Below are 18,956 nucleotides of genomic sequence, written 5' to 3'. Positions count from 1 at the left end.
TTCTGCATATCTTCATAAGGGATTTCCCATAGTTTAATCTTCGTCTTTAACATCCATATCTTCTGGAATTGGTTCGTTCAATATTTCTTCCACTAATTGCTTATATTTCTCCATTTGTTCTAAATGCGTATTGAATTGTTCTTTATTTACTAAATATTGCTCTCCATCGAATAGCGCACGAATTTTCTTTTGCTGAATTAACTCTTCAATATACGATTTTGGTAAATTCAAATACTCCGCAGTCTCTTCTACTGTTATATACAATGCGTTCATTCCTTTATTATTTTTTCATCTATACTGTATCTTACTTTACTTTATTTTTGTAAACAAATAAAAAAGATTTTGTAAATGCAGTTCAAAAAGCAGGTAGATGCATTCCATATATTGTATAGTATTATATAGTAAGAATTTTTTAAATATAGAATGGTATTACCCATTTACACAAAGGAGAGTTAACATATGGCTACTCGTCACATCATTACAATGTTAGAAAAAACACTACAAGTTGAAACAGAAAACACAATTTCTCATTTGAATGTATCTTTATCTGATCGTTTTCTTTCTCAAAGCACAGCAATACATGAAAACAATTGTTATCATACAATTGGTGAATGGTACAAAAATCATTTCTTATTCCAACAAGATGATTTCCTTTGGGCTAAATATGCCTTCTATGACGCATATTGTGAAGCCATCAAAAAACAAGGTCATCTTACAAAACGTGTTCGCCAAATATTAGAATCATTAGCTCGAATGCATGGAAAACAGTATATTGCTTCTATACTAAATATGCCATTTCCTAATGAACGCGCTAAAGGGACAGCGTAATTTAGCCATGTTCTGCGTAAGCAAAACATAGCTAAATTGTTTTCTAGGATGCTTTACCAATAAAATGTTCATATCATATGAACTGATGAAACCGGTGTCATTATAATGATAGAAAATATAGTAAACAGGAAAACCCCCACGTACATCTCTCATCCATTGGAATAGAGAAATACGTGGGGGTATGCTTGTTCCTTATTATTTCATCATCTGCTTAATCAGTTCGCGATTTCTCTTCTTAAATACTTCATTATGAGAAGAAACCATTCCATACTCACTTGCATCTGGTTGGATAAATTGTTTTGCTTTATTCACAGCATTTCCAGCATCTTGGAATGCACCTGCAATTAAGTGTAGTTTCCCTTCGTGCTTTAAAATATCTCCAGCAGCATATAATCCATCTACTGAAGACTCACTATTTGCATTACCTGCAATATAATAATTATCTATAATTGCAACGTCTAACTCACTATTTTCTAATAATGTAATGTCGCGTTCATATCCATGATTAATAATAACTTCATCAATAGGTAAATGAGAAACCTCACCTGTTTCATGATTTGTTAATTCTACATATTCGATCGCTTCATGATTATCACCAGCAATTAATTTTGTAATCGATGTATTAAAGAAACACTCCGCTGAGCTGTTCATAAGTTGTTTTACTTGTGCTTCATGACCAGATAATTCTTCTTTTCTATAGGTTACAAACACTTTTTTCGCAATTGGTTCTAATTCATTTGCCCAATCAACAGCAGAATTGCCTCCACCGGAAATAATAACTGTTTTACCTTTGAAACGCTTTAAAGATTTAACTGTATAATTTAAATTCGATACTTCAAATCGCTCAGCACCTTCAATAGATAACTTTTGCGGTTTCAATATACCACTTCCTGTTGCGACGATAACTGTTTTTGAAAAGTGTTCTTCGCCAGTACTTGTTTTTAATGTAAAAGTACCATCTTGATTACGAATAATCGATTCTACTTTTGTACCTAATACAACTTCCGGCTTAAATGTTAACCCTTGCTGTACAAGTTGTTCAATTAACTTATCACCTGTAACTGGCAATAGTCCTCCTACATCCCAAATCATTTTTTCCGGATACACATGTATTTTTCCACCTAAATGTGGTTGAAATTCTATTATTTTCGTTCTCATTTCTCTGAGTCCACTATAAAAAGCTGAATAAAGCCCTGCAGGTCCTCCGCCTATCACGGTTACATCAAACAATTCTTCTCGATTCATTCGTGCTCACTCCTCAGCTATTAATCATTGATTATCATTCTCAATAAAATATAACCTGTTTCCGCAAAATTTACAATCAAAATTACTATTGACAATACACCTATATAAAATTATATTATTTAAAGAATCAATAGTGATAATCATTATCATTTTGTTAATAATTAGCAAATTTGAGATTACATCTTCTTTCATTAATATGGTTATTACTATATTATAAAATCTCATATTCAAGATTTTTAATAAATTATTTTGCATTACCACTACTATTTCAAAAAGATTGCAGTTAAACAAATTATTGTATACACATATCATCTATGTTAAAGGAGAAAGACGATGAAAAAGTTATTTATTTCACTAACAGTCCTTTTCGTTCTTGTTATGAGCGCTTGTAGCAATAGCTCTACAGACAAAAAGAACGATGCAAAAGGTAGCAAATCAGAAACAATTACATACCAATCTGAAGATGGTAAAAAAGTAGAAGTTCCTGCAAATCCAAAACGCGTTGTTGTATTATCATCATTCGCTGGTAACGTAATGTCATTAGGTGTAAATCTTGTTGGGGTAGATTCATGGTCTAAACAAAACCCACGTTTTGATAGCAAACTTAAAGATGTTGCTGAAGTATCTGATGAAAATGTTGAAAAAATCGCTGAACTAAATCCAGATTTAATCATCGGTTTATCAAATGTTAAAAATGTCGATAAGTTAAAGAAAATCGCGCCTACTGTAACATACACTTACGGAAAAGTTGATTACTTAACACAGCATTTAGAAATCGGTAAGTTATTAAATAAAGAAAAAGAAGCAAAAACTTGGGTTGATGACTTCAAGAAACGTGCACAAGAAGCTGGCAAAGAAATTAAAGCAAAAATCGGTGAAGATGCAACAGTTTCTGTTGTAGAAAACTTCAACAAACAGCTTTATGTATACGGCGAGAACTGGGGCCGTGGAACAGAAATTCTGTACCAAGAAATGAAATTAAAAATGCCTGAAAAAGTAAAAGAAAAAGCATTAAAAGAAGGTTACTACGCATTATCTACTGAGGTATTACCTGAATTTGCTGGCGATTACTTAATCGTAAGTAAAAACAAAGATACTGATAACTCATTCCAAGAGACAGAATCATATAAAAACATCCCAGCAGTAAAAAATAATCGCGTATATGAAGCAAACATGATGGAATTCTATTTCAATGATCCACTTACATTAGATTTCCAACTAGACTTCTTCAAGAAGAGCTTTCTTGGTAAATAATACAAACATGAGGAATTCTTAATTTAAGAATTCCTCTTCCTTTATTCTATGAACAGAAAAGATGTGAAACGAATGACAAAAGATCATGACAATCCACGTTCTATAGCTTTTACATACAAACTAATTTTAAGCTTAATTGCATTCTTTCTTATTTTTATGGTTGCAATGGTATTAGGTGCTGCAGATACTTCGATAAAAGATGTATGGTTAGCACTCACTTCCTCCGCTAAAGGAGACAAAATATCTATTATTCGAGAAATACGTTTACCACGTGAAGTTGCTGCTATTTTTGTAGGAGCTGGATTAGCCGTTTCTGGAGCAATTATGCAAGGATTAACACGAAATCCACTTGCGGACCCTGGATTATTAGGGCTATCTGGTGGAGCAAATGCTGCGCTTGCACTAACACTTGCTTTCAATCCTTCCATCAGCTATCTTTACTTAACGTTAGCTTGCTTTATCGGTGCTGCAATTGGCGCAATTATGGTATTTGGAATTGGTATGGTGAAAAAAGGCGGCCTTTCTCCTCTTCGAATTGTATTAGCGGGCGCTGCAGTTTCAGCATTTCTACTCGCAATTTCAGAAGGAATTGGCATTTACTTTAAAATTTCACAAGATGTATCACTTTGGACTGCTGGGGGCGTAATTGGAACAACTTGGAGCCAATTAAAAATTATTATTCCAGTCATTTCAATTAGTATCTTTATCGCTATCTTACTAGCAAAAAAATTGACAGTTCTTAGTTTCAGTGAGGAAGTGGCTATTGGACTAGGTCAAAAAATTATTGTTATTAAAACTATTTTATTTATCATTATTATCTTACTTGCAGGTGCATCTGTAGCGCTTGTTGGAAATATGGCATTTATCGGTTTAATGGTACCTCACATGGTACGCCCAATTGTCGGTCCAGATTACCGATTTGTTATACCGATGTCAGCAATTGCTGGAGCTTCCTTTATGCTACTTGCAGATACAATCGGACGTACTATTAACGCTCCGTACGAAACACCAGTTGCGGCAATTGTCGCGATTGTAGGATTACCATTCTTCCTATTTATTGTACGTAAAGGAGGAAAAACATTCTCATGATGCAATCTATTTTAAGAAAACAGCGTCTCATTATACTCGCTTTACTTATAGTAATCATCACAACCATTGTAATTGGAATGGGACTTGGTTCAGCATCTTTATCTTATGATCGACTACTCCCAACATTAATGGGGCAAGGGACTTTTAAAGAGGAGTTCGTTTTATACTCTTTAAGACTACCTAGAATTGTCATTACATTATTAGCTGGTATGGCTCTCGCTTTATCAGGGGCTATTCTGCAAGGAATTACCCGAAATGATTTAGCTGAACCTGGTATTCTTGGTATTAACTCTGGGGCTGGTGTTGCTGTTGCTATTTTCTTTTTATACTTTCCAATAGACGTAGGTTCATTTCTTTACTTACTACCTGTCGTTGGATTTATTGGGGCATTTCTGACAGCTGTTCTAATTTACGTATTTTCATATAGTAAATCAACTGGACTTCAACCAATACGATTAACATTAACTGGTATCGGTTTTGCATTTGCACTATCTGGAACGATGATTGTCCTTATTTCATCCGCGGATCGTATGAAAGTAGACTTTATTTCAAAATGGATTGCCGGAAATATTTGGGGAGATGACTGGATCTTCGTTTTAGCAATGCTCCCATGGTTAATCATATTAATTCCGTTTATTTTCTATAAAGCAAATCGATTAAACATCTTAGCATTAAACGAACCAGTCGCAATCGGCGTTGGAATTGAAATTGAAAAAGAACGCAGGTACTTATTAGTTGCAGCCGTTGCACTTGCAGCTGCAGCTGTTTCCGTAACAGGAGGAATTAGCTTTATCGGATTAATGGCTCCTCATATCGCGAAATCTTTAGTAGGTCCAAGACATCAAATCTTCATGCCTATCGCCCTTTTAATCGGCGGATGGCTATTATTATTAGCAGATACAATTGGACGAAATATCGTTGATCCTAATGGCATTCCAGCAGGTATTGTCGTTGCTTTAATTGGGGCTCCTTACTTTATGTATTTGTTACTTAAAAAAGCGTAAAAAACACCCTCAAGATCTTTTCTTGAGGGTGTTTTTGTTTCATTCTACTGTTGCCCATACCCTTCAAACTTCTTCGCCAAATTCTCCATCTCGTCTTCTGGCAGTAACTTCGGTTCTCCGACGCTTTTTGTTTGATAATAAATTTGAGCACAAAATTCAATCTCTTCTGCAATAGTAAACGCCATTTTTATATTATTTGCCCCAGCAATTAAACCGTGATTCGCAAGTAACACTGCACGGCGATCAATCATGCCTTCAAAAGCAGCATCTGCTAATTGCTTCGTACCAAATGTCTCATACGGCGCACAGCGTACATTCGGGCCTGCAAAAGCAATTAAATACGATACTGCAGGAAGTTCCCATCCTAATGATGCAATCGTCTTTGCATAAGGAGAATGTGTGTGTACAAGCGCATTTATATCTTCACGCTTTCTATAATAAATAAGGTGCATATCTAGTTCACTTGATGGCTTTCTTTCTCCTTCTACTACTTCACCATCTAAGTTTAATATAACTACATCTTCAGGCTTTGTTTCATAATAATCTAAACCACTTGGACTAATCGCAACAAGACCTTGTTCACGATTAAAGATACTAATATTACCGCCCGTCCCCTTTGTTAAACCACTAGAAATCATTTTCTTTCCATACGCTACAATTTCTTCTCTTTCTTTTTGTAATAACATATACATCCCCCTAAGTATGAAGCTTATGATGACTGACTTTTATATTTATCTACTTATTGAAATAGCTTTTTTAAATTCTCCGTAAACGGTGCCTTTACAATCCCTTTTTCTGTAATAATCGCTGTTACATTTTCATGTGGAGTAACATCAAATGCTGGATTATATACTTTACTTTCTTTCGGAGCTGAATATTGTCCAAAGCGATTAATCACTTCAGAAGCATCTCTTTCTTCAATCGGAATTTCTTTTCCTGTCGATGTCTTTAAATCAATTGTCGGTGTTGGCGCTGCTACATAAAACGGAATGTTGTAGTACTTAGCTAAAATAGATACGCCTAATGTGCCAATTTTATTTGCTACATCACCATTTGCTGCCACACGGTCGCATCCAACGATTACTGCATCAATCTTCCCTTGTGACATGACCATAGCTGCCATATTATCCGTAATAACAGTAACGTCAATACCCGCTCGCTGCAGTTCTAATGCTGTTAACGTTGAACCTTGTAATCTAGGACGCGTTTCATCCGAATAAATTTTTAAATTCCATCCTTTTTCTTTCGCTAAATACATTGGAGCCGTCGCAGTACCATACTTAGTCGTCGCTAAAGCACCTGCATTACAGTGCGTTAATACTCCCATTTCATCATGGAATAATGTTAATGCATGCTCTCCAATTTGACGGTTAATTTCTTCATCTTCTCTATGAATTTCTTTTGCCTCTTCTAGTAATCTATTTTTCAGCTGTGAGATTGATAAGTGAGCATTATCTGTCGCTACACTTTCCATTCTTTCAAGCGCCCAAAATAAATTTACTGCAGTCGGTCTTGATGTCGCCAAGTATGTACATACCTTTCTTACTTCATCCATAAATCCTTCTTCCGTACTTTCAGCAAATTCCTTTATCCCTAAATACACTCCATAAGCAGCTGAAACACCAATCGCGGGTGCACCTCGTACTTTCATTACTTGTATTGCATCCCACACACTTTCAGCTGTTTTAAAAGATTCATAGACAATTTCATTCGGTAATAACGTTTGATCTAACAAAACTAAAGCATCATTTTTCCACTGAATTGGTATTAATTGCTCTTCCATCATATTCTCCCCTTACTTCGCGTAGTGCGTTGACTGTTCTTTTAACGTTTCTACAAAACTTGTGCCCGTTCTATATTGATTCGCTCGTAAAATAAAACGCTTCGCTACTTGAAGACAAATTCGCTCCGCTCTAGCACGTGCTTCCTCATTCTCAATACAAGTAATATCTTTTACTTTCGCTAATCCAACAATACGGCGAATTAATTCCAGACCTGTCACTGTAGCCGTATCCTCTAATACAGATTGCAAATAGACTTCGCTAAAGCCTTCTTCTTTCGCCATAATCTCGGTCACATGAATATCCCAAGCATCTAAAAACTTCTTCTTAAATAAATCAATTATCTCTACCATCGTAGTTTGTAACCAATCCATATACGTATCTTTCTCAGCTCCAGGTGGCATCGTTGCATCTGCATTCACCCAAGCAAACATTAAATTCGCCATTACATTCCCAACGTCATATCCCATAGGTCCATAAAAAGCAAACTCAGGATCAATAACCTTTGTAGAATCATCTCTTACAAAAACAGAACCAGTATGTAAATCACCATGAAGTAATGCCTGTGCATTCGTCAGAAAAGAAAATTTACGTTTCGCTACTTCCATACGAAGCTCTTTATCACTATAAATATGTTCCCTAATCCATCCCTCATTTAACGGAAATAACTCATTACGCTTATTATGATTGGTAAATGGTTCTGAATATACGAGGTCCTCTGTAATCTCACATAATTCAGGATTTATATAATTCTTCACAAGTTCCTTCTTCTCTTTATGATTCATTACAACATCCGATGTTAATAAAAGTGTATTTACCATAAAAGTAGTTAAATCATCCGCAAGCCTCGGAAATATTTGATGATTTATAAGTGCTGTACGTAATATTGTGTGATCCGATAAATCTTCCATTACGCAACAATTCATCACACTATCAAATAAATACACCTTAGGAACAAGTCCAGGTGCTAACTCCTCCTCTAACTGCAAAACATCTGATTCTATACGAATACGATTCGTCGACAACTTAAACTCCTCTGAAATGCGAGCTGTATCCCCAGCTTGCTTTACGATGACAGACATGGTCTCTTTTTCATCCCAAACGCGGAACACATAATTTAAATTGCCATCACCTATTTCTTTACACTGTAACCCCTTTGCATTTTCAAACTTAGATAATTTCTCTTTCACATATGCAATCACATCTTTAGCTTCCATTAAAAAATACTTCGTGAACTTAGACATGGTTTCCCCTCCACACTAATTGTAAGCGTTTTCTAAAAGCTATAAAAAATAATAGGTTGAATTTTTTCATCCTATAAATATGTATTCTTCTTTTTGAAAGGTATATCTAGGTTTTATTATATCTTGTTAGCACTTTGAGTCAATGTTTCTAACTATCATCGTAATATACTTCCTAATTATATATTTGAGATGACAAAAATTGTTCAAAAATTTTCCGATTCATTTTATTTTATTTATCACAAAATTCTTTGTAAAATAGAAGTAAGCAGTTCCTTTTCAAAACCATAACTTCTAAGAAATATTTCTTTCCTAAGACATTAAACTTACACACTATCTCTAACATACACATTAAACTTTTCAAACACTCATCTAAAATTTATAGACTTAAAATTACCTTTCTATTCCGTGATAGCCTTAATTGAGAATAAATATTAATTAAATTGGAATAAAGTTGGTTTATTCGCTTGACAAAATAACCAATTCTATATGATAATTAATATCGAATTAGAATTATTATAGTTAATTAAAAAATATATTTTATGAGCACACTATTTTTTGATGCTCAAACCAACATTTAGGAGGAATTTTAACATGTTATTAATCGGCACAGAAGTAAAACCGTTTAAAGCTAATGCTTACCATAATGGAGAATTTATCCAAGTTACTGACGAAAGTTTAAAAGGAAAATGGAGTGTAGTTTGTTTCTACCCAGCTGACTTCACATTCGTTTGCCCAACTGAACTTGAAGACTTACAAAACCAATATGCAACTCTAAAAGACTTAGGCGTTGAAGTATACTCTGTATCTACAGACACTCACTTCACTCACAAAGCATGGCATGATAGCTCAGAAACTATCGGCAAAATCGAGTACATCATGATTGGTGACCCAACTCGCACAATCACTACAAACTTCAACGTTTTAATGGAAGAAGAAGGTCTTGCTGCTCGTGGTACATTCATCATCGATCCAGACGGCGTTATCCAATCTATGGAAATCAATGCTGACGGTATCGGCCGTGACGCAAGCATTCTTGTTAACAAAATTAAAGCTGCTCAATACGTACGTAACAACCCAGGTGAAGTTTGCCCAGCTAAATGGCAAGAGGGTTCTGCAACACTTAAACCAAGCCTTGACCTTGTAGGCAAAATCTAAGGAGTTCGATCAAAATGATACTAGATGCAGATATAAAAACACAACTATCCCAATACCTTCAGTTAATGGAGAACGATATTTTACTTAAAGTAAGCGCAGGAGACGATAACGTATCTAAAGATATGTTAGCTCTAGTAGACGAATTAGCTACTATGTCATCTAAGATTACAGTAGAAAAAGTTGAATTAGAGAGAACACCAAGCTTTAGCGTAAACCGCCCTGGTGAAGACACTGGTGTCGTATTCGCTGGTATTCCATTAGGACACGAATTTACATCATTAGTGTTAGCTTTACTACAAGTAAGTGGACGCGCTCCAAAAATTGAACAAAAATTAATCGATCAAATTAAAAACATTCAAGGCGAATATCATTTTGAATCTTATATCAGCCTAAGTTGTCATAACTGTCCTGATGTTGTACAAGCTCTTAACGTAATGAGCGTTCTTAACTCTAGTATTACACATACTATGATTGATGGCGCTGCATTCAAAGAGGAAGTAGAAAGCAAAGACATCATGGCAGTACCAACTGTTTACCTAAACGGCGAATCTTTCGGAAGCGGTCGTATGACACTTGAAGAAATTTTAGCTAAAATGGGTAACGGTCCAGATGCATCAGAGCTTTCTGATAAAGATCCATACGATGTTCTTGTTGTTGGTGGCGGCCCTGCTGGTGCAAGTGCAGCAATTTACGCAGCACGTAAAGGCATCCGCACTGGTATCGTTGCTGAGCGCTTCGGTGGTCAAGTAATGGATACTATGGGCATTGAGAACTTCATCAGCGTAAAACGCACTGAAGGTCCTAAGCTAGTAGCAAGCCTTGAAGAGCACGTAAAAGAATACGACATCGATGTAATGAATCTACAACGTGCGAAACGTTTAGAGAAAAAAGAACTTATTGAAGTGGAACTTGAAAACGGCGCTATTCTGAAAAGTAAGAGCGTAATCGTTTCTACAGGTGCTCGCTGGCGTAATGTTGGCGTACCAGGTGAAGCTGAGTTCAAAAATAAAGGTGTAGCATACTGCCCACACTGTGACGGTCCATTATTCACTGGAAAAGACGTAGCAGTTATCGGCGGAGGTAACTCTGGTATTGAAGCGGCTATCGACTTAGCAGGTATCGTTAAGCACGTAACTGTTCTTGAATTCATGCCAGAATTAAAAGCTGATGCTGTATTACAAGAGCGTCTTAACAGCTTACCAAACGTAACTGTTCTGAAAAACGTTCAAACGAAAGAAATCACTGGTACTGATAAAGTAAACGGTATTTCTTACATCGATCGTGAAACTGAAGAGGTTCATCACGTTGAATTACAAGGTGTATTCGTACAAATCGGTCTTGTGCCAAACACAGACTGGTTAGGCGAAACAGTTGAACGCGCTCGCGGTGAAATCGTAACAGACAAGCACGGCGCTACAAACGTACCAGGAGTGTTTGCTGCAGGTGACTGTACAAATAATCCGTACAAACAAATCATCATCTCTATGGGTTCAGGTGCAAACGCAGCTTTAGGTGCATTTGATTACTTAATCCGTAACTAATAAAAAAGACGCGCTACCTATTGGTAGCGCGTCTTTTTTATTATATTTCATGTAAATAGTTATCAAGTTCCTTCCAACTCATTACTGTATAAGGTGTACCTACATTCAATACTACTTTTACATTTTCTGCTACTATTTGCATTCTCTTAGTTGGATTATCTCTTTTTCCTGAAGGATAAATAGCAAGTTTCATCATTTCTTGCTTTCCATCTTCATAAATCCTTTTCTTTAAACCAAATTGGTTAATTTGTTCCTTTGAAGGAACTTCTTTGCCTTCCCAGTCACATATTTCAAATAGAGGATACCTATCTCCGTGCCATTCCTCAATAATCTCAATGACTTTAAGAATAATACAACTCCCTGATACTAATTCATAACTAACAGCATCACCTGCTTTTAAAGAAGTATTAGCTATAAATCTTTTCGGCACTTTTTTAGCTTCTGGCTGCCGAGAATGTAACTGCTCTCTTAGTTTATTTAAAACTACTTCACGTTTCTTCTGTAATTTAGGTTCTTCTTCCCAACGGGCTAAATCTGCACCACTTTCTATTATTTGCAATGCCTCCTGCTTAACATTCTCTTGAAGTCTCCCTAACTTCCATTGTATGGAAGAAAATACCAACCGAAAAACAATAGTCTCTTCATCATCTAATTCATTCTTGTATTCCTCAATTACAATCCTACTTGCGTCCTCATTTGAATATTCATTTGCTAACAAATCCTTATACAGTAACTTAATATCTTCAGCAATATCGTCTGATAATAGTGCTACTCCCCAAGCACCCATACATTAACACTCCAATCTATACACTAAAAACCTCTCATTCCCATTCTTCTCATAAGCACCTGGCAATCTAACTTCTTTCTTCAGCTCAAACGCAGTCTGATTTTCTAAGAAGAAAATATAGTCCTCAGAAGGATAATATAAAATAATATCCACTTCTCTCCCCGTTTCTTCTACTGAAAGCAAAATGTTATTTACTACATTCATAAACACTTGTACAGAAAATGGATTAAAGAAATAAAACCTATTATCATGTGGATCAATCTCATATTCCTGCGCTAAACAACATTGGAATTGAATTTTCCCCTTACTGTTTCGTGCCTTTCGTGCATAACGATCTCGATTATCCATCGCTTCTTTATAAAACTCTTCATTCATTTCAATTCCAACTGCTGAAGCACCACATTTATGATGCATATAAAAGTTTAATCGCCCTTTTCCGCACCCAAAGTCTACAATTCGGTCGCTACTTCGTATTTCATATTGATTCAATAACTCATCTAACCCGCTATACGGTGTCGGTTCATAGCGATGATAATGCATAGACTTGTTAAACCCTTTTTGCTCACCGACTGTTTTTATATGTAAAACTGCATCGTAATATTGTTCGTTCATTCGTTTTCTCCTATTAAAAAATGGTACTTATTATTATACACCATGTACTGGAGGCTCATTTTTCATCAAATTAATAGGTACGTGAAATTATATTAACGATTTTCTCAATATATCTATCATAACTCAAAATATATCAACGGTTTTTCAAATATATCGATTTGCCGACAATTCACGACAAAAAAACAGGAGCTCTCTAGCCCCTGTCTTCTAACACTTTCAATACAGTTTGTTTCAATATTTCTACCCCATCCATAATACAACTATGATCAAACCTCATATACGGATGGTGTAATCCAGGTTGTAGGTCTGCTCCTAGTCCAAGCATGACAGCTTTTAAATGTGGTCTTTTCACTGTATAGTAATGGAAATCATCGCTTCCTGTCGTATAGAGAGGCCCTGTGCATCTCTCTTCCCCATACACTTCGAGAATACCTTTACGCATAAAGCGCTCTGCTTCTTCGGAAACCTCTGCTCCTGGTGCAAGATCCATCCATTCGTATGAAGTTTTCGACCCCATCGATGCAGCTGATTCTATTACATGCTCAATCTTTTTCTTTAATTCTTCTAATAGTATATTACTCTCTGCTCTTACATCTAAACTGAAATGACCATTTCCCGGAATAATATTTAAATTATCACCACCAGCTTGGCATCTTGTCATTTTTACTGAATAAGAACTTTGCGGTGGCAGCCAAATATTTTTCAAACCGATATTAATCATGGAAATGACATCAATTGCATTCACACCTTGGTGTGGTCTTGCCCCGTGTGCATCCTCCCCATGAATCATACCCTCTAAAAATCCTGCTGCTCCATGACGAATAGATGGGGCTGCTTGTTTCAAAGATAGTTCTTCAATTGGTCTTAGATGGACGCCAAATAAGAAATCAGCATCATCTACAGCACCTTTCTCCACCATCTTCAAAGCACCATTCCCCTTCTCTTCTGCCGGCTGAAAAATAAATCTAACCGTACCACTTTTCCATCTCATATTTTTCAATTGTAAAATAAGTCCCATTACAATGGTCATATGAGCATCATGGCCACATGAATGGTTCGCTTTAAATTCTCCATTTACTTCTTGCCAAAGTGCATCCATATCAGCACGAATCGCAATAACTGGATTCCCGCCTCCAATCTCAGCAATTACACCTGGACAATCATCAAATGTTCTATATGAAATTCCTTCTTCTTTTAAAAAGTCAGTAATATACGCTGTCGTTTCATATTCTTTCCAACTTACTTCAGGGTTTTCGTGTAAATGCTGAAAAATCTCCGTTAAGCGCTCTTGTAGTTCTAATGTTTTCAACGTTCCAGTCTCCTTCCCACATTACAAACGATTCGGGTTAATTATACTTATGAAAAACAGATGTTTTTATGAACATATTGAATTTTAAGAAAAAAGTCAATTGTTTATTTTTAAATACTTAAAAAGCTTACTCCTCACCTATATTACAAACTAAACAAACAACTAGAACATTCCTTATTTTCTGTTTTTTATGTTGACGCTTACATAAACTTTTAGTTATCATAACCTAATAAACGTCTATTTTACGACAATTCTAAAAATACAAACAAACATACGTAACAAGGAGGAACTTTATGAAAAAAGAAATACCTTTTGGAATAGCGATTATCCCTATTATCATTACCGTTGCAGTTATGATGGTTACAATTGTTGTATTAAAACAAACCCCTCACGTTCCACTTATTATCGGTACAACCGTTGCTTCTATTGTCGCTTGGCGTTATGGTTACAAATGGAATGATCTTGAAGAAGCAATGTATAAAGGGATTCGTCTTGCATTACCCGCTATCGTCATTATTATTCTTGTCGGCTTAACAATTGGTGCTTGGATTGGCGGTGGAATCGTCGCAACGATGATTTATTACGGTTTAAAACTTTTAACTCCATCACTATTTTTAGTTTCCATTACCGTCATTTGTTCTATCGTTGCATTAGCAATTGGTAGCTCTTGGTCTACAATGGGAACAATTGGTGTTGCTGGAATGGGAATTGGCCTAAGTATGGGAATCCCAGCTCCAATGGTTGCTGGTGCCATTATTTCAGGCTCTTATTTTGGCGATAAAATGTCACCGCTTTCAGATACAACTAACTTAGCCGCAGGATTAACAAATACAGATTTATTCGCACACATTCGTCACATGTTATTTACTACAGTTCCAGGTTTAATTATTACTCTTATCGTCTACGCGGTCTTAGGAAGAAGCTTCGGCGCTAACAATATTGATGCGAAAAGCATCGATCAAACGTTACAAGTATTGCAACAAAACTTTGTTATCTCACCTTTCCTACTCATTATACCCGTAGCCGTTATGGTATTGGTCGCTAAAAAGGTTCCTGCCATACCAGCCATTCTCGTCGGTATTATTTTAGGGTTCTTATCACAAGTCTTTATTCAAGGTGGTTCTGTCTCAGCATCTGTCGGTGCACTCCAAGCTGGATTTGTTATAGACACTGGAAACAAGCTAGTAGACGAACTATTTAACCGCGGTGGCTTAGATTCGATGATGAATACAGTCTCGATGACAATTGTCGCTATGACTTTCGGAGGAGTATTAGAACATACAGGTATTCTTCGCTCAATTGTAAATCAAATTTTAAAGTTAGCGAAATCAGCAAAAGGGCTTATCGCTTCTACTATCGCATCTTGTTTTGCAACAAACCTTACTTGCTCTGAACAATATATTTCAATTGTTGTCCCTTCAAGAATGTACGCAAATGCATACACAGAAAAAGGACTACATTCAAAAAACTTATCCAGAGCATTAGAAGATGGCGGAACATTAACTTCTGTCTTCGTTCCTTGGAATACGTGCGGTGTATTTATTCTCGCTACACTTGGCGTAGGTGCATTTGAATATGCCCCTTATGCTATTTTGAATTTCATCGTACCTATTATCTCAATCATTTATGGTATAACAGGCTTCACAATTGTAAAACTATCAGACATTGAAAAAGCAGAACTACTAAAGAAACAAAAAGCTCAACTAGAAGCTTAAAAATAGCGGTAAATTCAGTTCATATAGTGCGCGAGGTCGCCCTTGTTGATAGGGCATTTCCTCGCCGCAAATATGAGCATACCCGTAATCAACTAATTTCTTTAACAACCTTTCTGTCGATCTTCGAGTCACTTGTAAGTACTCAGAAAGATCAGCTGCTGTAAACTTCAATGACGGGTGCGATTGACTAAATTGAATGATTTTTGACAAGTTGGCCGGACTAAGCTTTGTTTCCTTCGCTATTTTCATTAGTTCCGGATTATCATTTTTCAAACTTTGTACTCTCTGTTCTTTCGGGAACGGACCAAACAAATCTTTATCACTTGTTAGTATATAAAAACAACGATCTATTGGATTGTTCTTTGCAAAACTTTGAGCAATTTTTGCATTTTGCTCCGCTTCTTTCACGGTTTTCCCATAACCAAATCCAATAGCTATCGTTCCTTCTACGCTCGCAAACAAGTTATCTATCGCATTTGTTTTAATAATTGATTCGATATCACCACGAGTTGTATACAAAATGCATGTCATTTCATCCACTTGTTTAAATGAACCACGTAGTTCTTTTGAAATGACATCTAGTTTTTCAAGCAAACTCGTTCGTAATTCTAAGGAAGAAATAATACAAGCACCAACAGTAGCTGAATAGCTTTTTGCTAACTCAGCTTTTATTTTTGCATCTTTTAGCCCATGTATAATGGATTGTGTTGGATCAATCATACGCTCTGAAGGAACACCTATTTTTTGAAGCTCGTCGTAAACAGCGTGAATACTAGTTAAAGCTAAATGAGCCTCTCCAGATTGATATTTAGCTACATGAAAATCGATAACTCTATTTATCTCATCTTTACTCCACAGCATATTTTCATAATCCAACACTTGCGGGCTTTCTTTTATACCGATATCATGGAACACATTTGTAATAAAAGAGCGGTCTACTAAATCGATGGAAATGTTATGTGGTTGAATACTTTGATGATACATGATAGAAAGAATTGAAGATGCGACAGTTGTCTCGTCTTGCTGTAAGTATATACTTGGAATTCGTAATTGTTCTCTTATTTCTTTTGCCATATAATAAGGTAAAGCACCTGAGAAAAAGATGACATCACAAGGCTTTAAACACTTTAATAGTTCAGAAGATTCCGCCGGATGAAGGTAAATATATGGATCAATTTCTATTCCTTCTAATTTTTGAGCAATGGGAAAAAGGTTGTCCATAAATTCCTTTGAACCGACAACTGCAATTTTTATCATCATTTTCTCTAACTCCTTATCATTAATTAACGACTATTTAACGTCAACTATATCAAATGTATAAAACTATTGTAAACAGGAAGGGGTTTCTATTCAATGAAAATTACAGCTATTCATCTTTACTCAATTCGTTTACCGCTTCGCAATCCGTTTGTTATTAGTTATGGCTCTTATTCTGATATGCCCTCTATTATCGTCAAAATGGAAACGGATGAAGGTATTATCGGTTACGGTGAAGGCGTTGCTGATGATCACGTCACAGGTGAATCATGGGAAAGTACTTTCCATACTTTAAAACATACGCTAACCCCTGCTCTAATCGGGCAAAATCCAATGAATATCGAAAAAATACACGACATGATGGACAATACAATTTACGGTGTTCCAACAGCGAAAGCCGCAATTGATATTGCTTGTTTTGATATAATGGGCAAAAAACTAAATCAACCTGTATATCAATTAATTGGCGGGCGCTACCATGAAGAATTCCCTGTCACTCACGTTTTAAGTATTGCCGATCCAGAAAACATGGCTGAAGAAGCTGCTTCTATGATTCAAAAAGGTTACCAATCTTTCAAAATGAAAGTTGGTACAAATGTAAAAGAAGATGTAAAACGTATTGAAGCTGTACGAGAACGTGTAGGAAATGACATCGCTATTCGCGTTGATGTAAACCAAGGCTGGAAAAATAGCGCAAACACATTAACAGCACTACGTTCATTAGGACATTTAAACATTGACTGGATTGAACAACCTGTTATCGCGGACGATATTGATGCCATGGCTCATATTCGTTCTAAAACAGACCTCCCGCTTATGATTGATGAAGGATTAAAAAGTTCTCGTGAAATGCGCCAAATTATTAAATTAGAAGCTGCTGATAAAGTAAATATAAAACTAATGAAATGCGGCGGCATATATCCAGCTGTAAAGCTCGCTCATCAAGCAGAAATGGCAGGCATTGAATGCCAAGTGGGATCAATGGTCGAATCATCTGTTGCCTCTTCCGCAGGATTCCATGTCGCTTTCTCAAAGAAAATCATTACGAGCGTAGAGCTAACAGGGCCATTAAAATTCACAAAAGACATCGGAAACTTACATTACGACGTACCATTCATTCGCTTAAACGAAAAGCCTGGACTCGGCATTGAAATAAACGAAGATACATTACAAGAACTCACCGTCTTTCAAGACGTTGTAAGCTAAAGGAGGACTATCATATGGCGGTTCTATACGAAGGAACATTAAAACAAAATAACAATCCATTTCACGTTACATTACTATCACTAGAGCACATCGAACAAATTTTATCACTACAAAACATTGTAGTTGAAGCACTAGAAGATAAAAGTCGTTTACAACCACTATCGTTAGAAGAATTTCAATACATTCTAGAAGGAAACGGCATGATGATCGGTGCTTTTATCGAAAACGAACTCATCGCATTTCGCGCTCTACTCGTCCCTCCTATCGATGATGAACATTTAGGGCTCGATATTGGTTTGCCAGAAAGTGAACTACACCGCGTTATCTATCAAGAAATCTCAAACGTTCATCCGAACTGCCGAGGAAATGGGATGCAAAAAATATTAGCAAACGTCATCATGGACGAATTACAAAAAGAAGATAGCAAATATGATTATGTATGCTGCACCGTTGCTCCTTTTAACATCCCGAGTTTGAAGGATAAGTTTGCGCAAGGGATGGCGATTGCTGCACTAAAGGAGAAGTATGGTGGTAGTCTGCGGTATGTTTTTGTGAAGAAATTGCGCGGAGATAAAGAAAGCGATTGGACGGATATTCAAAGTATTCTAATGAGTGATGCTAGTGGACAGCAGGCTTTGCTTTCGGAGGGGTATCTCGGGTATGAGATGGAGAAAACAGCAGATACTTTCATTGTGAAGTTTGGGCGATAATCTATATACTCGAAAAGAGGAGATGTCTGCTGTGACCTCTTCTCTTTTCGATTTGTTGAACAATCCTGTAGTAAATGAAATTATATCAACGATTTTTCGAATATATCTATCATAACTTACAATATATCAACGATTTTTAAAATATATCTATCAAAACTCACAATATATCAACGATTCGACAAGAAATATCGATTTACAGACAAAAATCGATATCCCTTC

General features: G+C 36.2%; 18 protein-coding genes. 9 read left to right on the top strand and 9 right to left on the bottom strand.

The annotated features are described in order from the left end of the window. Positions 1 to 33: 33 nt before the first annotated feature. Entirely contained in the window at positions 34 to 273 is a 240-nt protein-coding gene (locus tag ACS2FK_RS24735; RefSeq protein WP_001998970.1) for a helix-turn-helix domain-containing protein, read from the bottom strand. A 186-nt stretch (positions 274 to 459) separates the two neighbouring features. Here ACS2FK_RS24735 and ACS2FK_RS24730 point away from each other — a divergent pair, with 186 nt between their 5' ends. Continuing rightward, positions 460 to 828 carry a hypothetical protein gene (locus ACS2FK_RS24730; RefSeq protein ID WP_000235475.1) on the top strand — a complete coding sequence of 123 codons (369 nt, stop codon included), beginning with the start codon at positions 460 to 462 and terminating at the stop codon, positions 826 to 828. 195 nt (positions 829 to 1,023) lie between these two features. On the opposite strand, the gene ACS2FK_RS24725 is transcribed toward ACS2FK_RS24730, so the two are convergent. Further along, on the bottom strand, positions 1,024 to 2,073 hold the full coding sequence (locus tag ACS2FK_RS24725; protein ID WP_063546305.1) for an NAD(P)/FAD-dependent oxidoreductase: 1,050 nt from the start codon (positions 2,071 to 2,073) through the stop codon (positions 1,024 to 1,026). Positions 2,074 to 2,406: 333 nt separating this feature from the next. Between ACS2FK_RS24725 and ACS2FK_RS24720 the strand changes: the two genes are divergently transcribed. Genes ACS2FK_RS24720 through ACS2FK_RS24710 form a run of 3 tightly spaced genes read left to right on the top strand, consistent with a single transcriptional unit; the run spans position 2,407 to position 5,420 of the window. Then, the gene (locus ACS2FK_RS24720) at positions 2,407 to 3,327 is read left to right on the top strand and encodes an iron-hydroxamate ABC transporter substrate-binding protein (protein ID WP_000732597.1); all 921 of its coding nucleotides are present in this window, start codon (positions 2,407 to 2,409) and stop codon (positions 3,325 to 3,327) included. 48 nt (positions 3,328 to 3,375) lie between these two features. Next, complete coding sequence (locus tag ACS2FK_RS24715; protein WP_002025239.1) at positions 3,376 to 4,416, top strand: FecCD family ABC transporter permease; 1,041 nt, start codon at positions 3,376 to 3,378, stop codon at positions 4,414 to 4,416. Beyond that, positions 4,413 to 5,420 carry a FecCD family ABC transporter permease gene (locus ACS2FK_RS24710; RefSeq protein WP_063546303.1) on the top strand — a complete coding sequence of 336 codons (1,008 nt, stop codon included), beginning with the start codon at positions 4,413 to 4,415 and terminating at the stop codon, positions 5,418 to 5,420. The genes ACS2FK_RS24715 and ACS2FK_RS24710 overlap by 4 nt, the downstream gene beginning before the upstream one ends. A gap of 44 nt (positions 5,421 to 5,464) precedes the next feature. Here ACS2FK_RS24710 and ACS2FK_RS24705 read toward each other — a convergent pair whose 3' ends face one another. The 3 genes from ACS2FK_RS24705 to mtnK are packed head-to-tail and all read right to left on the bottom strand — an operon-like array spanning position 5,465 to position 8,445. Further along, positions 5,465 to 6,106, bottom strand: coding sequence for an L-fuculose-phosphate aldolase (locus ACS2FK_RS24705; RefSeq protein ID WP_000926548.1), 642 nt, complete (start codon positions 6,104 to 6,106; stop codon positions 5,465 to 5,467). A 53-nt stretch (positions 6,107 to 6,159) separates the two neighbouring features. Continuing rightward, complete coding sequence (gene mtnA / locus ACS2FK_RS24700; RefSeq protein WP_080469725.1) at positions 6,160 to 7,206, bottom strand: S-methyl-5-thioribose-1-phosphate isomerase; 1,047 nt, start codon at positions 7,204 to 7,206, stop codon at positions 6,160 to 6,162. 9 nt (positions 7,207 to 7,215) lie between these two features. Further along, complete coding sequence (mtnK, locus tag ACS2FK_RS24695) at positions 7,216 to 8,445, bottom strand: S-methyl-5-thioribose kinase (protein WP_063546299.1); 1,230 nt, start codon at positions 8,443 to 8,445, stop codon at positions 7,216 to 7,218. A 591-nt stretch (positions 8,446 to 9,036) separates the two neighbouring features. On the opposite strand from mtnK, the gene ahpC reads away from it, so the two are divergent. After that, entirely contained in the window at positions 9,037 to 9,600 is a 564-nt protein-coding gene (gene ahpC / locus ACS2FK_RS24690; RefSeq protein WP_000924420.1) for an alkyl hydroperoxide reductase subunit C, read from the top strand. A gap of 14 nt (positions 9,601 to 9,614) precedes the next feature. Then, positions 9,615 to 11,141 (top strand): alkyl hydroperoxide reductase subunit F, encoded by a 1,527-nt coding sequence (gene ahpF / locus ACS2FK_RS24685; protein ID WP_053565379.1) that lies wholly within the window; start codon positions 9,615 to 9,617, stop codon positions 11,139 to 11,141. 40 nt (positions 11,142 to 11,181) lie between these two features. Here the strand turns inward: ahpF and ACS2FK_RS24680 are convergent, their stop codons facing one another. From ACS2FK_RS24680 to ACS2FK_RS24670, 3 genes are all read right to left on the bottom strand, one after another. Then, a complete protein-coding gene (locus tag ACS2FK_RS24680) occupies positions 11,182 to 11,928 on the bottom strand; it encodes a hypothetical protein (RefSeq protein WP_063546297.1) in 747 nt (248 codons plus the stop codon). Between the two features lie 3 nt (positions 11,929 to 11,931). Continuing rightward, positions 11,932 to 12,540, bottom strand: coding sequence for an SAM-dependent methyltransferase (locus ACS2FK_RS24675; RefSeq protein ID WP_001005624.1), 609 nt, complete (start codon positions 12,538 to 12,540; stop codon positions 11,932 to 11,934). A 193-nt stretch (positions 12,541 to 12,733) separates the two neighbouring features. Continuing rightward, on the bottom strand, positions 12,734 to 13,849 hold the full coding sequence (locus ACS2FK_RS24670; RefSeq protein ID WP_000853516.1) for a M20 peptidase aminoacylase family protein: 1,116 nt from the start codon (positions 13,847 to 13,849) through the stop codon (positions 12,734 to 12,736). Between the two features lie 293 nt (positions 13,850 to 14,142). On the opposite strand from ACS2FK_RS24670, the gene nhaC reads away from it, so the two are divergent. Further along, a complete protein-coding gene (nhaC, locus tag ACS2FK_RS24665; RefSeq protein ID WP_063546295.1) occupies positions 14,143 to 15,564 on the top strand; it encodes a Na+/H+ antiporter NhaC in 1,422 nt (473 codons plus the stop codon). On the opposite strand, the gene ACS2FK_RS24660 is transcribed toward nhaC, so the two are convergent. After that, positions 15,553 to 16,824 (bottom strand): hypothetical protein, encoded by a 1,272-nt coding sequence (locus ACS2FK_RS24660; RefSeq protein ID WP_000972797.1) that lies wholly within the window; start codon positions 16,822 to 16,824, stop codon positions 15,553 to 15,555. The genes nhaC and ACS2FK_RS24660 overlap by 12 nt on opposite strands. Positions 16,825 to 16,917: 93 nt before the next feature. On the opposite strand from ACS2FK_RS24660, the gene ACS2FK_RS24655 reads away from it, so the two are divergent. Both ACS2FK_RS24655 and ACS2FK_RS24650 read left to right on the top strand, forming a co-directional pair. Next, entirely contained in the window at positions 16,918 to 18,027 is a 1,110-nt protein-coding gene (locus ACS2FK_RS24655) for a mandelate racemase/muconate lactonizing enzyme family protein (protein WP_063546293.1), read from the top strand. A gap of 14 nt (positions 18,028 to 18,041) precedes the next feature. Further along, positions 18,042 to 18,737: a hypothetical protein gene (locus ACS2FK_RS24650; RefSeq protein WP_000279914.1), complete on the top strand. Its 696-nt coding sequence runs from the start codon at positions 18,042 to 18,044 to the stop codon at positions 18,735 to 18,737. Positions 18,738 to 18,956: the final 219 nt, after the last annotated feature.

The sequence above is a fragment of the Bacillus cereus group sp. BceL220 genome (genome assembly GCF_051776965.1).
Lineage (GTDB): Bacteria > Bacillota > Bacilli > Bacillales > Bacillaceae_G > Bacillus_A > Bacillus_A cereus.
This window is presented reverse-complemented; position numbering and strand designations above follow the sequence as displayed.

Coding starts and splice junctions, on each gene's coding strand:
- ACS2FK_RS24675 (WP_001005624.1), bottom strand. CDS start 12,540: ATGAACGAACAATATTACGATGCAGTTTTACATATAAAAACAGTCGGT.
- ACS2FK_RS24730 (WP_000235475.1), top strand. CDS start 460: ATGGCTACTCGTCACATCATTACAATGTTAGAAAAAACACTACAAGTT.
- ACS2FK_RS24715 (WP_002025239.1), top strand. CDS start 3,376: ATGAACAGAAAAGATGTGAAACGAATGACAAAAGATCATGACAATCCA.
- ACS2FK_RS24705 (WP_000926548.1), bottom strand. CDS start 6,106: ATGTTATTACAAAAAGAAAGAGAAGAAATTGTAGCGTATGGAAAGAAA.
- ACS2FK_RS24655 (WP_063546293.1), top strand. CDS start 16,918: ATGAAAATTACAGCTATTCATCTTTACTCAATTCGTTTACCGCTTCGC.
- ACS2FK_RS24735 (WP_001998970.1), bottom strand. CDS start 273: ATGAACGCATTGTATATAACAGTAGAAGAGACTGCGGAGTATTTGAAT.
- ACS2FK_RS24725 (WP_063546305.1), bottom strand. CDS start 2,073: ATGAATCGAGAAGAATTGTTTGATGTAACCGTGATAGGCGGAGGACCT.
- nhaC (WP_063546295.1), top strand. CDS start 14,143: ATGAAAAAAGAAATACCTTTTGGAATAGCGATTATCCCTATTATCATT.
- ahpC (WP_000924420.1), top strand. CDS start 9,037: ATGTTATTAATCGGCACAGAAGTAAAACCGTTTAAAGCTAATGCTTAC.
- ACS2FK_RS24720 (WP_000732597.1), top strand. CDS start 2,407: ATGAAAAAGTTATTTATTTCACTAACAGTCCTTTTCGTTCTTGTTATG.
- ACS2FK_RS24710 (WP_063546303.1), top strand. CDS start 4,413: ATGATGCAATCTATTTTAAGAAAACAGCGTCTCATTATACTCGCTTTA.
- ACS2FK_RS24680 (WP_063546297.1), bottom strand. CDS start 11,928: ATGGGTGCTTGGGGAGTAGCACTATTATCAGACGATATTGCTGAAGAT.
- mtnK (WP_063546299.1), bottom strand. CDS start 8,445: ATGTCTAAGTTCACGAAGTATTTTTTAATGGAAGCTAAAGATGTGATT.
- mtnA (WP_080469725.1), bottom strand. CDS start 7,206: ATGATGGAAGAGCAATTAATACCAATTCAGTGGAAAAATGATGCTTTA.
- ACS2FK_RS24660 (WP_000972797.1), bottom strand. CDS start 16,824: ATGATGATAAAAATTGCAGTTGTCGGTTCAAAGGAATTTATGGACAAC.
- ACS2FK_RS24650 (WP_000279914.1), top strand. CDS start 18,042: ATGGCGGTTCTATACGAAGGAACATTAAAACAAAATAACAATCCATTT.
- ahpF (WP_053565379.1), top strand. CDS start 9,615: ATGATACTAGATGCAGATATAAAAACACAACTATCCCAATACCTTCAG.